Annotated in this window: 14 protein-coding genes; 8 read left to right on the forward strand and 6 right to left on the reverse strand. The window is 59.2% G+C overall.

Going from position 1 to position 12,734, the window contains the following annotated elements:
• Positions 1–47: 47 nt before the first annotated feature.
• Together FTW19_RS06020 and FTW19_RS06025 are read left to right on the forward strand one after the other, a co-directional pair.
• Positions 48–632, forward strand: a complete 585-nt coding sequence (locus FTW19_RS06020) for a TetR/AcrR family transcriptional regulator (protein WP_147646786.1) — start codon at positions 48–50, stop codon at positions 630–632.
• Positions 633–818: 186 nt separating this feature from the next.
• Positions 819–1,610: an SDR family NAD(P)-dependent oxidoreductase gene (locus tag FTW19_RS06025; RefSeq protein WP_147646787.1), complete on the forward strand. Its 792-nt coding sequence runs from the start codon at positions 819–821 to the stop codon at positions 1,608–1,610.
• A gap of 86 nt (positions 1,611–1,696) precedes the next feature.
• Here FTW19_RS06025 and FTW19_RS06030 read toward each other — a convergent pair whose 3' ends face one another.
• Genes FTW19_RS06030 through FTW19_RS06050 form a run of 5 tightly spaced genes read right to left on the reverse strand, consistent with a single transcriptional unit; the run spans position 1,697 to position 6,415 of the window.
• Complete coding sequence (locus FTW19_RS06030; protein WP_246153592.1) at positions 1,697–2,500, reverse strand: DUF3108 domain-containing protein; 804 nt, start codon at positions 2,498–2,500, stop codon at positions 1,697–1,699.
• A gap of 31 nt (positions 2,501–2,531) precedes the next feature.
• Positions 2,532–3,095: a methyltransferase family protein gene (locus tag FTW19_RS06035; protein ID WP_147646789.1), complete on the reverse strand. Its 564-nt coding sequence runs from the start codon at positions 3,093–3,095 to the stop codon at positions 2,532–2,534.
• Entirely contained in the window at positions 3,092–4,171 is a 1,080-nt protein-coding gene (locus FTW19_RS06040; protein ID WP_246153593.1) for a glycosyltransferase family 9 protein, read from the reverse strand. Before FTW19_RS06040 ends, FTW19_RS06035 begins: the two co-directional genes overlap by 4 nt.
• A 22-nt stretch (positions 4,172–4,193) precedes the next feature.
• Positions 4,194–5,144 (reverse strand): tetraacyldisaccharide 4'-kinase, encoded by a 951-nt coding sequence (lpxK, locus tag FTW19_RS06045; RefSeq protein ID WP_147646790.1) that lies wholly within the window; start codon positions 5,142–5,144, stop codon positions 4,194–4,196.
• Positions 5,144–6,415: a 3-deoxy-D-manno-octulosonic acid transferase gene (locus tag FTW19_RS06050; protein WP_147646791.1), complete on the reverse strand. Its 1,272-nt coding sequence runs from the start codon at positions 6,413–6,415 to the stop codon at positions 5,144–5,146. The genes lpxK and FTW19_RS06050 overlap by 1 nt, the downstream gene beginning before the upstream one ends.
• A gap of 50 nt (positions 6,416–6,465) precedes the next feature.
• Here FTW19_RS06050 and FTW19_RS06055 point away from each other — a divergent pair, with 50 nt between their 5' ends.
• Genes FTW19_RS06055 through FTW19_RS06080 form a run of 6 tightly spaced genes read left to right on the forward strand, consistent with a single transcriptional unit; the run spans position 6,466 to position 11,853 of the window.
• Positions 6,466–7,131: a hypothetical protein gene (locus FTW19_RS06055; protein WP_147646792.1), complete on the forward strand. Its 666-nt coding sequence runs from the start codon at positions 6,466–6,468 to the stop codon at positions 7,129–7,131.
• Positions 7,132–7,165: 34 nt separating this feature from the next.
• Entirely contained in the window at positions 7,166–7,774 is a 609-nt protein-coding gene (locus FTW19_RS06060; protein WP_147646793.1) for a hypothetical protein, read from the forward strand.
• A gap of 17 nt (positions 7,775–7,791) precedes the next feature.
• A complete protein-coding gene (locus tag FTW19_RS06065; RefSeq protein ID WP_147646794.1) occupies positions 7,792–8,274 on the forward strand; it encodes a GNAT family N-acetyltransferase in 483 nt (160 codons plus the stop codon).
• Positions 8,271–9,611, forward strand: a complete 1,341-nt coding sequence (gene trmFO / locus FTW19_RS06070) for a methylenetetrahydrofolate--tRNA-(uracil(54)-C(5))-methyltransferase (FADH(2)-oxidizing) TrmFO (RefSeq protein ID WP_147646795.1) — start codon at positions 8,271–8,273, stop codon at positions 9,609–9,611. The genes FTW19_RS06065 and trmFO overlap by 4 nt, the downstream gene beginning before the upstream one ends.
• A 47-nt stretch (positions 9,612–9,658) precedes the next feature.
• Positions 9,659–10,732, forward strand: a complete 1,074-nt coding sequence (locus FTW19_RS06075; protein ID WP_147646796.1) for a DUF7544 domain-containing protein — start codon at positions 9,659–9,661, stop codon at positions 10,730–10,732.
• A 20-nt stretch (positions 10,733–10,752) separates the two neighbouring features.
• On the forward strand, positions 10,753–11,853 hold the full coding sequence (locus FTW19_RS06080; RefSeq protein ID WP_147646797.1) for a DUF7544 domain-containing protein: 1,101 nt from the start codon (positions 10,753–10,755) through the stop codon (positions 11,851–11,853).
• 261 nt (positions 11,854–12,114) lie between these two features.
• On the opposite strand, the gene FTW19_RS06085 is transcribed toward FTW19_RS06080, so the two are convergent.
• Positions 12,115–12,720: a hypothetical protein gene (locus tag FTW19_RS06085; RefSeq protein ID WP_147646798.1), complete on the reverse strand. Its 606-nt coding sequence runs from the start codon at positions 12,718–12,720 to the stop codon at positions 12,115–12,117.
• Between the last annotated feature and the right edge of the window lie 14 nt (positions 12,721–12,734).

Raw genomic sequence — 12,734 nt, forward strand, 5'->3', positions numbered from 1 at the left:
AATTCATCGAAAGATTAGACTGGTTGGTCTAGAGGGAGAGTGAGTTCATGGCGGAAGGAACCCGGGAACGTCTGTTGGAGGTCGGCCTTATGCAGATGCGGTCCGTTGGCTATGGCGCCGCCGGCATGAAAGAGCTGCTGGACGAGGCCGGCATCCCCAAGGGCTCGTTCTATCACTACTTTCCCAGCAAGGAAGCCTTCGGCAAGGCAGTGCTCGAAAGCTACGGCGCCGGGGAGATGGCACGCTGGCAGCGCATCGTCCTCGAAGGGAAGGGTGCTCCACTGAAACGCCTGCGCCGTTACTTCGAAGACCTGATCGCCACCTACGGTCCGCAAAATAAGATCAGCGGTTGCCTCATGGGCGGCATGAGCCTTGAGATCGCCGACCACAGCGACACCATCCAGGCCGCGCTGAAGCATGCCTTTGCCGGGTGGCGGCAGGGTCTCGCGTCTCTGCTGGAAGAGGCGATGGAACGCGGTGACCTCGCCCGTTCGGCAAAACCTGATGAACTCGCCGGGCTGCTACTCGATGCCTACGAAGGCGCTCTGCTGCGAGCCAAAGCCGAACGCTCCAACGCGCCGCTGGAGAATTTCCTCAAACTCGCCTTCGGCACGCTTCTAGTCAAACCCTGACGCGGCCGGATGGAAAAGACGGTCGAGCTTCGCTCGATGCCCAGGTCCCCGAGGGACCCGGGGCACCCGGTGTAGTGGCGCTGCGAAATGACAAACAAAAATACCTTTGCCAAAATTTCTGAATCATTAGACCGACCGGTCTACTCTATTGCTCTAGATCGAAACGATCGCGATAGGAGAAACACCATGAGCAAGGGAACCGCACTCATCACCGGAGCATCCACAGGCATCGGAGCCGTCTACGCCGACCGCCTCGCCAAACAAGGCTACGACCTCATCCTCGTCGCCCGCGACGCAGCCAAACTGCAGCAGCACGCCGAGCGCATCAGCGGTGAAACCGGCCGCAACGTAGAAACCGTCACCGCCGATCTGGCCAACAAGGGCGACCTCGCCCGCGTCGAAGAGATCCTTCGCAGCAATCAACAGATCACTATTCTCGTGAACAACGCCGGTCTCGGGGCCGCCAGTAAGCTGATCGATTCACCGGTCGATGAGATGGAGCACATGATCACCCTTAACGTGACTGCGCTCACACGCCTGACGCAGGCCGCCCTTCCCGGTTTCACAGAACGTAAGCAAGGCACATTGATCAACATCGCCTCCATCGTCGCCGTCGCTCCGGATCTGCTCAACGGCGTCTACGGCGGCACCAAGGCTTTCGTCCTCGCGCTCACGCAATCCCTCTCCAATGAGCTCAAGGACAAAGGCATCCGCGTCCAGGCAGTGCTTCCCGGAGCCATCGACACGCCCTTCTGGGATAAGGCAAAGGTCCCCGTCAACAACCTTCCCGCCGAGATCGTCATGACTCCGGAGAACCTCGTCGACGCCGCCCTCAAGGGACTCGAGATCGGGGAGCTTGTCACGATTCCGTCGCTGCCCGATGTCGCTGACTGGGAGAAGGCTGATAACGCCCGTAAGGCGCTCGCTCCAAACCTCTCGAAGCAGTATCCCGCTGCGCGTTATGGCATCTCTGCCTGATTGACGTCAGGGGAGTTTTATCGAAAAGAGGCTTCGGCACACTCAACCCTCCGGAGTGCCGAAGCCTCTCGCGATGAAAATCGAAGTTACTTCGATTCGACCGACTGCAAGTGGAAGGTAATGGTTCCGAAGACCAACGGGAGGTGCGCGCGGATCTGTACCGGCAGATGGCGCGCATCATCCGTGTACCAGATCCAGATATTGCCGCGGTTCTTCACAATGCCCGCATCCGCTGTCGGCTGCACGCGAATGGTCTGAAAAGTTCCCGCCGGCGTCTTGATCTCTTCCTTCGCCTCGGCCTTCATCGTCACTGGCACCACACGCATGGAGTCAGCCAGCAGCAACGTTATGTTCTGTCCCACAGCAATCGGCTGTGATGCCGCATAGAAGATCGCCGAGAGGGAATCGGTGACGCACGCCGGAATCGCGGCTTCCTGCTGCTTGGTGTTGCCCTTGATCAGGTTGCGCTCAGAGAGCATCTGCTTCCCGGCGGCGTAGTTGAAGGTCAGGTCGGTGTTGACCTTGCGCCGGCCTTCCTGGATCTGTTTGGAGAAGCTCGTAGAGCATCCCGTACGCGCATCGAAGCTTGACTGGTACTTATCCGACACCGGGTAGAGCATGTTCACTGCGCCCAGTGTGTCCGCCGTTGCCGTTACCTTCATCTGCCCGTTGACGTTCTCCAGCCGAAACACCGCCTGGCCGGCGGTGAAGACACGCCAGTCGACCGTAAATGTAAGAGTCTGCGGGCTTGCGAAAGTATAACCAGACTGGGGAGCGGCCATCGCGGGAGCGGCAGGCGCTGCCTGTTGCGGTTGTTGTGTGCTGCCGGCGACGGAGAGCGCAAGGATAGCGGCGACGGCGAAAAATCGTCTGGTCAATCGTCTGGTCAAATGCAAACTGCTGCCCATTCTCTCAGGAAGATCAGCGAGGCCAAAACAGCAGCCGCGCTACCAGGGCCGCATAAATCGCCGACGCACCCATAAGGGCATTGTACTCGCGGTGACGCAGGTAAAGCTCCCGCGAGAAGCTCCCCTTTGTCGCTGTTGTGCGCGCAGGTGTCAGCCGTGGCAATAACCGCGGAACGCGCTTTGCATACGCGTCAAAGTCAGAAAAGTGCGCGCGCAGATACTCCTCTTCCGACCGGATCGTCGGCAGATAGATCGCCAGAAACATCGCCACCAGCACCACCGCCATCGGCCAGCTTCGCGCCGCCACTGCAAATCCGACCGCGATCAGAATCGATCCCAGGTACAGCGGATTCCTCGTATGCGCATAGGGTCCTGTCTGCGTCAGCTCCGCATTCTTCTTCACGTACCCCGCGGCATATCCACGCAGCCAGAGGCCGCAGCCTACGACCGGGATACTTGCCAGCAGCGTGATCACGCTGGGTCTTGCCACATATAGAAAGATCGCTGCGCAGACAAATCCCAGCGGCACGCGGATGCGGCGGGCAATCTTCTGCCATCGTGTGCGTTGAGCACTCATGCATTGTTCTCCAGAAGTTCAAGTGCGGCCGTCTCCACCTGGTCGACCGAAATACGTAACAGCCCGGCCTCCGGCGCGGCATGCCGCCGATGATCGCGCACGCTGATGGCATCGCGAAGCACGCGGCTGCGCGTTCCATACGGCCCATTGCGCGCGGGATCCGTTGGACCAAAGATCGCCACCACCGGGACGTGTAGCGCCGCAGCCAGATGGAGCGGCCCCGTATCGCCGGCAACCACCAAACGCATGCGTCGCGTCAGCGCAATCAACTGCGCAATGCTAGCAATGACGGGCTTTGCTGTACCTTCGCTGGCGCGCACCACAATGGCTGCCAGCGGGTCTTGTTCATGAACGGCGTTCACCAGGACAGAGTATCCGTTCCGGCCAAGCCGCAGCGCCAGCTCTCCATATCGTTCTGCCGGCCACTGCTTCGCTCCCCATCCCGCCGATGGAGCCAGCAGCACGGTCCGCCCCTTCGCCTGTATGACGATCTGCGTCTCAGCCCATCGCTCCGCATCAGGATCAAGTGGAAGCGAAACCTCTGCCGGGAGCATTGGCACATCAACGAGGGCGCTCGCAATCTCAGAGCCCTGCTCAATCACGTGTTCCGCTCGCGTTGCTACTTTCGTTCCATACATCCAGCTTGCCTGCTTCTCGCGCGGCTCAGCCGGACCCACAATCTGTTTCGCTCCGCTCAGCTTCGCGATGATTGCCGAGCGAATCGAGCCTTGCAGATCGATCGCAATCTCATATCGCCGGGCTCGTAGCTCCCGACGCAACTGCAGGATGCTCTGCAGCGTCGTTAGCGAAGCCGGGTGCTTACTCCAGGCACGTGTTTCGGCGAAATGCACCTGATCGACCAGAGGCCGTTCCGCCGAACGCGGCTTTGCTGTCACCGATGTCTCGAGTAGCGGCGCCCAGTGCGGTTCCACAACCCATCCGATCTCGGCCTGAGGAAACGCCTGACGAAGTGCCGTAATCGCCGGCATGCCATGCAGGATGTCTCCCATGGCGCCGGTGCGCACCACCAGAATGCGGGGCGCCGAGCCAGGCTTGCGATGAAGATCAGAGGTCAAACTTCGATTGTCGCAGAAGCGGTCACTGCAGGGGCAGCGTCTGTTGCAGATCGGCCCACACGGTGGCCGGATCGGTAAACACAGCATCCAGATACGCAACCCGCATTCCTGGCATCAATGCGGGCAACTTTACGGCATCTTTCTCGGTCGTAATCACGGCATCGCAAAGCATCTGCTGCGCACGTCCGCTGATGGATGCAATCTCTGCATCGGTATAGGCATGGTGATCGGGAAACGCCCGCTGCGATACCAAGGGGATACCGGCATGCTTCAGTGTTGTGAAAAAGTCGCCAGGCCGGGCAATGCCGCAGAAGGCCAGGGCGCGTTCAGGCTTTGGTCCCTCCAGCCGCAGTGAACGCCGGAGAATCCATCGCCGTGCCATCGGAGCATAGTGGTGCACCGCCAGCGAAAGCTGCGAGGCTTCCTCTTCGCGTAGCACCACGACTTGCGCACGTCGCAGATTCTCCAGCGGCTCACGAAGATTGCCGGCCGGCAACAGCAGATCGTTGACGTCCTCTCGCGTCAGCAGGGCAATCTCCAGGTCGCGATGCAACTGGCGATGCTGCATGCCATCGTCCAGAAGGTGTAGTGCTGCGCCGCTCTTTACCTCGGCCAGCAGCCCGGCATCGTAGCGCTGCGGAGCAACAAAGACCTCCCAGCCTCTGCGGGCCATCATCAGGGTCTCGTCGCCAAACTCCGCCGCGGCTCCTTTTGCGTCGACCGGTATCGCCTGCGCCAGCTTTCTTCCATATCCGCGCGAAAGCACATCCGCCATCACGCCGTGTTGTTGCAGTAGTTCCAGTAGCGCCAGCACGACCGGCGTCTTGCCTGCTCCACCAGTGGACAGGCTTCCGACAGAGATCACCGGCCGGCTCAGCTTCCGTACCTGGCTCAGCTTGCGGTCAAAGCGCGAGTTTTTCCAGGCCAGCCCAGCGGCATACAGAGGTACGAATGGTTTAAACAGCTGTCTCATTACAGGCGTTCCATCATACGGACAATTGCTGACACCGTGCGCGCGGTTGCCCCTGCTTGTGCATCAAAGACGTCTCTCGCCCGTGCTCCCATAGCTCCGGCATGTGTTGCATCGAACAATAGTTCGTTGATCCCGGCACACAGGCGATCTACTGTTACCAGCTCGATCGCGTCTGCCGCTCGCAGCGCATCCACCGGCCCGCGAAAGTTCTCATACGACATCCCCTGCACCACAGGCACACTCCACTGCGCCGGCTCCAGCGGATTATGTCCCCCGGCGCCAAATAGACTTCCTCCCACAAAGGCCACCCGCGCCAGCGAGTAGACCGAGGCCAACTCCCCAATCGAATCGAGCAACAGCACCATACCCGGAGCAATCGGTTGCGGCGTCTGCCTCCACACGCTCAGCCGCATCCATTTGAGGCCGCTCTGATCCAGCAGCGCCGCCACCCCATCAAACCGCTCGGGATGCCGCACCGCCAGAATGATCACCGCACTCTGCACCTGCTTCCAGCACGCGATGAGCTTTTCCTCTTCACCCGCGAGCGTGCTGCCGGCCACCAGCAACGGCAAACCTTCCGTGAGATGGGTGCGTAACAGAGTCGTGATGGGCATCTCTGTTCCCACTCGGATGTCGTACTTCAGGTTGCCAGTTGTCTGTACCTGGTCCGGACGTGCTCCCAGAGCGCGCAGGCGCCGCGCATCCTCATCACTCTGCGCCAGCAGCAGGCCAACGCTGCCGGTCATCCACTGCCACAGCCTGCGGACCGGTTGTGTCCGCCGGAACGATCTGTCTGACACTCGCGTATTGGCCACGACCACCGGCACGCCCGCGCGGCGGCATTCTTCCAGATGGCACGGCCACAGCTCGCTCTCCATCAGCACCATTAGCCTGGGTTGAAGAGCTTCGAGATAACGCCGTACCGCAAAGCGAAGATCGAGCGGAAAGTAAAAGACGCGATCCTCGCCGAACCGCTGCTTCGCGAGCGCCTGCCCGGCAGCGGTCGTGGTGGAGATCACTGCGGTGTACCCCGGTAAGGCACGTTCCAGTTCTTCGACCAGGCGGGTCGCCGCCAGCGTCTCGCCCACGCTCACCGCATGCAGCCAGATGAGGTTGCCACGTTTTGCGGTCTGCCGCACACGGTCTGGCACCGCTCCCAGCCTTTGCCGTAGGCTTAGGGCATACTTTCGTTGCATCGCCATGCGCGCCAGCCAGTAGGGGGCGCTTAGCAGCAGCGCCGCCACATAAGCCAGTCTGTAGATGGTCATCATTCGCCGGTCTTGTTCGTCTAACAGCGAAGATGATAAAGGTTTGGGAACCGATGATGCGCCACCGCCGACTCTTAGCCGTTGCTCTTCTATATGCCCTGCCTGCCGTTGCCGCGGACAAAAAACCGCCTGCAGCCGATCCTGCCACCAGCTATCCGGCCAAAGATGTGCACGATTCGGAGAAGGTAGCCATCGCCGCCGACGTCTGCGATACCGAGCAGAAGTGCCCCTTTTTCCGCATTAAGTACCTCGAGAATGACCTCCTGCCTATCCGCGTTATCGTGACTAATAACTCTGACAACCTGGTCTCGCTCGACGACGCTCGCATGCAAATGATGACCAGCAACAACGACAAGATCCCCGCCGCCATCGAAGAAGAGGTCAATCGCCGTCTCTTCACCTACAAGAACGCCAAGGGCACCAAGATCCCGTTGCCGGGGCCTCTCCCTCCCATGACCATTCATCATCCGGTCGATAAAAAGATCACGCAGGATTTCAACGACTTTGGCTTTCCCACCACGGTCGTCAAACCGCACGCCACCGTCTCTGGCTACCTCTTTTATGACATCCGTGGTGTGAAAGACCCTATCGAGGGTAGCGAGCTCTACATTCGCCAGGTAAAGACCCGTGGCCCGCAGGAGACGGAAAATCAGGAGCTCTTCGCCTTCCAGATCGCACTCAAGAAGAGCTACCGCTCTCTCAAGTCAGAAAAACCGTAGTCTTATGGCTCTAAAAGACATAGCCTAAAGGGCAATGTTCCGGTTTTTTCTGCTGAGTTTTTTTGGAATCACTTCTACTGCCTTTGCCGCTGACCGTATCGCACCACCGCCCCAGGAAGCCAGGGTGTATGCCGCGGTCGACATCCATGCCGAAGAGAAGGTCGCTATCGCGGCTGAGCCTTGCGACACGGTGCAGCGCTGCCCGTTCTTTCGCGAGCACTACCAGGTGTGGGATTTCTTTCCCATCCGGATCATCATCACGAACGATTCCGACCGTACGCTGACGCTGGATGAGGTGCGGATGCACTTTATATCGAGCCACAACGACCGTATTCCGGCCGCGACCGAGATGGAGGTCTATCGCCGCATTACGGCCTACCGCCGGAACACACGAGCGATCGAGTCGAATATTGCGCTGGACTTTGACCAGTTCGGGTTTCGCTCGACGCTGGTGGCGCCGCACAGCACCGCTTCCGGTTATCTGCTTTACGACCTGGAGGGAATCAAGCAGCCTTTCAGCACCGGACAGATTTATGTGAAGGAGGTCATGGTCTTCGATAAAAAAGGCAACCGCGAGCTGTATGCCTTTGAAATTCCGCTGGCGAAGTATGTGCCGCCTGTGTCCGGCACGAAGAAGCCGTAAACTGGTTTCTGCGCTGTATGTTAACGATCCGTGAAGCAACGCCCGCCGATGTCCCGGAGATGCTCGCCTTCATTTGTGAGCTCGCCGAGTACGAACGCGAACCACACGCCGCCATTGCTACCGCCGAAGACCTGCTTCGTGACGGCTTTGGCCACCGTCCGCTCTTTCAGTGCCTGATCGCTGAGTGGGAACGAAAACCCGTCGGTATGGCCCTGTATTTCCCCTTCTATTCCACATGGCGCGGCAATGCGGGTATCCATCTGGAAGACCTCTTCGTGCGCCCCGAATTCCGCCGTCTCGGGATAGGCAAAGCGCTCATCTCTCAGGTTGCTGCGATCGCGATGCAACGAGGCGATCGCTTCCAGTGGCATGTGCTCGACTGGAACGAGCCCGCCATCAAGTTCTATGAGTCCATTGGAGCGAAGATGCTCCATCCCTGGCGCATCATGCGTGTCGATGGCGACGAGCTACCGGCGCTGGCAAAGAAGTTCTCCATATGAAGAAGGTCCACGTTATCGGCGGCGGTCTGGCCGGGCCGGAAGCGGCATTGCAGGCCGCATCCCTCGGCTGCGAGGTCACGCTCTTTGAGATGCGTCCCCACCGCTCGACAGAGGCGCATCAGACCAGCGACTTCGCCGAGCTCGTCTGCTCCAACTCGCTGAAGAGTGAGAGCGAAAATAGCGCTCCCTGGCTCCTCAAGCAGGAGATGCGCCGTGCCGGCTCCTTCCTGTTGAAGGAGGCCGACGCCTCTGCCGTTCCCGCCGGTCACGCCCTTGCTGTCGACCGCATTGAGTTCTCGCGCCGTGTCGCCGATGCTATCGCCGCACATCCGCGCATTACTGTCGTCCGTGAAGAGGTCACTGCTCTTTCTGAGGATGCGGACCATATCACCGTACTCGCGAGCGGTCCTCTGACCTCGCCCGCTCTCGCCGGCGAGCTGCAGCGGCTTACCGGCAGCGACCAGCTCGCCTTTTACGACTCCATCGCACCGATCGTTGATGCTTCAACCATCGATATGGAGAAGGTCTACTTCGCAGCGCGCTGGGATAAGGGGACTGCCGACTACATCAACTGCCCCTTTACGAAGGAAGAGTACGAGGCCTTCCTCGAGGCCCTGCTCGCTGCCGAGAAGGTGGCCAGCAAAGACTGGGAGAAGCCGCAGTACTTCGAAGCCTGCCTTCCCATCGATGAGCTTGCACGCCGCGGACGTGACACGCTTCGTTTTGGTCCGATGAAGCCGGCGGGGCTTACGAATCCCAAAACCGGCCGCTGGCCTTATGCCTGCGTGCAGTTACGGCAGGAGAATCTCCGGGCCGACAGCTACAACCTCGTCGGCTTCCAGAACCACATGAAGTATGGCGATCAGGCCAAGGTATTGCGCATGATCCCTGGCCTCGAAAACGCAAAGTTTCTGCGGTACGGCCAGATCCACCGCAATACGTACATCAACTCGCCCGCTGTGTTGAACGACACGCTGCAATTGAAGGCGCACCCGTCCATCCTCATCGCCGGGCAGCTCTCTGGCGTTGAAGGCTACACGGAGTCCATTGCGGGCGGTCTTCTCGCCGGCCGCTTCGCCGCAATGCTTGCCAGGGGAGAGCAGCTCGCAACGCCGCCTCGCCAAACGGCGCATGGATCGCTGCTGCACTACATCACGCACTCCGAGGCGAAAGGCTTCCAACCGGCCAACATTACCTTTGACCTTTTGCCGCCGCTCGAAGACGAGCTCCGAAAAAAGATTCGCGACAAGAAAGAGCGGCACCGCATTCAGTGCGAGCGAGCCCTGGGTGCATGGGGGGAGTGGCTGGCCGCGGAAAAGTCATTGCTCCCGGCGTAGGGCTGCGATACTCTCAGCCCCAACAGGCAAAAGGGGCCGCAGTAGCCATGAATACCCTCTCCGCGTCCGAGTGCATCGGTCCCGCATGGGAACGCACCAAGCAGATCCTCTTCGAACGGCGCAAGTTGGGTCTCTACTTCAAGCTGACTCTCTGCGCTGTTCTGGCAGAGGCGGGCAGCCTGCTCTCTCTGCCAAACTTCGCCGGCCTCCGTTCCGGAGCAGCGCATCCAATCGCGGCGAAATCTGCCCTGGCCATGGCTGCGGTCTCCGGGATCTTAATCTTCGTTGTCTTTATCTTCACGACCATCCTCTTTCTTGTCGGCTCCCGCATGCAGTTGGTGATGGTGGATGTGGTCGCTACCAGGCAGATTGAGATTCTGCCTCTGTGGCGCAAACATGGCGCGCCCGTCTGGCGCTGGATGGCGCTGAAGCTTCTGCCCAGCCTCCTGTTTTACGTGCTTGTTGTCATCGCAACACTGCGCTACACCCGCGGTATCACCGCACGCCTGCGGTCTACGGTTCCAGGTCAGCTTCCGCCCGGCTTCTTCCCCGCATTTCTCCAGTTCTTTTTGGTAATCAGTTTTGTCAGCCTGTGTGTCTTCGCCATCTACTGGCTGCTGCGCGATTTTGTCATGCCGTTCATTGCGCTTGAGAACGCGTCGCTCGCTACGGCGCTGGAACGTGGCATGGCGGTGGTGAGGGACGAACCCGGCCAAGTCGTGCTCTACATGCTGCTCCGGGTGGCCCTGTTTATCGTCTTCGCCATCGGCGGTTACATCGTTTATGTTGTCGCCGCCCTACTCGGGCTTGTTCCCATAGGGCTGCTCGGCGCCGTCTTCTATCTGCTCGCGCATAAGTCACCGCTGGCGGGGGTGTTGATGGGAATCGGATCGTTGATCGGTTTGTGCGTGCTGCTGGTTTGGATACTTTTTGTCATGGTGCTGGTCGCCGGTTTCATCTGCACCTTCTTCCAGGCGTATGCCCTGTACTTCCTTGGCGGCCGTTATCCGCTCCTGGGTGAGATCCTGGAACCGGTCGGGCAAAGCTGGTGGAATCTGCAACCCTCCGCGCCGTTTGATCCTCCACCCGCCGCTCCCGGAAACGCAGAGGAGCAACTGTAGAGCAAGAACTGTCAGGACGCATGAAACGACTTACTCCGTCTGAAGCCATCGGACCCGCCTTCAATCGAACCCGCGAGATCCTCTTCCAGCCCTTCCACTTCGGCCGAAGCTGGAAGCTCGCTGCTTCCACGTACGTCGCGATCATGGGAACCGCGTACATGCCGTTCTGCACCCTCGGCCTCATTTGTTTCATGTTCTGGAGGCCGAATCTGTATGGTCCCATCAGGCTTGGGCACGCCTTTCTGGGGATCCTCGGCGCTCTTGTGTTTGATGTTCTTTTGTTCTGGATTTTTACCCTGGCGTCGCGGATGCAGTTGGTCTCCTTCGACATCGCGGTGGAGCGCGCTCAGTTTGTCGCTCCCGCCTGGCGGAAATATCATCCATTGCGTTGGCGCTGGGCGAAGCTGAAGCTCGCTATCACAACACCTCTTGCTTTAATAGCGTGGCTACCCGCTATCGTCATTATTCGTTGGATTCTTAGGTCAGGATTTGTTTTCAACGCAGCCCAACAGAACCCGTTTCAGATCGTCGCATCTCTCATGCTGGGATACGCCTGTTTCTTCGCGGGTCTGTCTCTTGTCGTTGTTGTAGGAGGTCTGCTGACAGACTTTGTCCTGCCCTCGCTCGCGCTCGAAGAGATTACCCCGGGTGATGCTCTGCGCCGCTTCCAGGCACACTTCCAGCAGGAGCCCGGCAGCATCTGCGGCTATGCTGCGCTGAAAATTGTTCTGGCGATCGCCGGATTCATCGCGCACTACACCGTAAGTTCGATCGTGATGCTGTTCTTTTACTTCCTGGTCATGATCCCGGCAATCATCGGTGGCATCGCTCTTCCTCACATGGCCACGACAGGTCGTGTTCTTGGTGGCGCGGGCATCGCTGTCTTCCTGTTGTGCTTCTTTGCGATTGCCCTCTACGTGCAGCTTCTCACTATCGGCACGGTGACACTCTTCCTGCGCTGCTATGCGGCCTACTATCTCGGCGGACGCTACGCACGGCTCGGCGACCTTCTCGAACCACCAGGGCAAAGCTGGTGGAACCTGCAGCCGGCGCCTCCACCGCCATCACCTGCGCCGGAAAATCCAGAGCCGCCTGCAATCGCAGACGAGCCCGCAAGCTAGTGTGGTATCTCAGAAGGTCTTGTCATAAATGTTGTCGTCCTGAACGTAGTGAAGGACCTGTTTTTCAACGTTTCGGATAGCGGGTACGGTGCGAACTTTAGACGCAGGACACTAAGGCACATCAGCAATAAGCGCTGAAGGCGCGTTCTATACCAGCCTGGGGTAACGCCCCAGGTACTCGGCCTAATAGAGACAGAGGGCTGAAGGCCCGCTCCATAGTTCTCACGCTCAACATGTGGCACGAACTCTAAATCGACGATACTATCGCGATTCCATCCATTTGCGAACCTGAGCGATGGTAAGGCTGTCTGAGACAGGGACTCCTGCTGGCGGTGTCAGCGCCTCGACGACGTAGTGCTTGTCGTTCTCACTCCAGGAAACAAGATACGGAGCAGACCGCGAGCGCCTCACTGTGTGCGCGTTGAATATGAGAATAACCTGCGCATGCGGCCCCTGCCCGCGAGCCAGGCCCACACCTTCTATGCCGCTGCACTGGATTGGTCCAGCTTCATCGCCTTCTACCATTTTTTCAAAACGGGTCGTACTAGAAGGCTCAATGAGATAAAGTCCGCATTGATCATGTTCACGATCGATCCCTTCCACGAGGCCAGGCTCGGAGATTGTGTAACGGATCGGAACGAGCGTCAATTCGGTATAACCGGCAGACTGTACGTGAAATGTCTGCGAGGTGACGAGGTGCACGTCGGTCGCCCCTTTAGGCAGCAAGGATCTATCTAGTGCGCGTTCAACAGACCGAATCTCCGCCGCATTCAGTGGCGTCAATGCGCCATTCTGAGCCACGCCATAACCCGGTATGCCGGTAGCCAGGCCAAGAAAGACGATTCGCAGTGCTGTGCACATAGACAACTAGGATGCTATCT

It is taken from the genome of Terriglobus albidus (assembly GCF_008000815.1).
Classification (GTDB): domain Bacteria; phylum Acidobacteriota; class Terriglobia; order Terriglobales; family Acidobacteriaceae; genus Terriglobus; species Terriglobus albidus_A.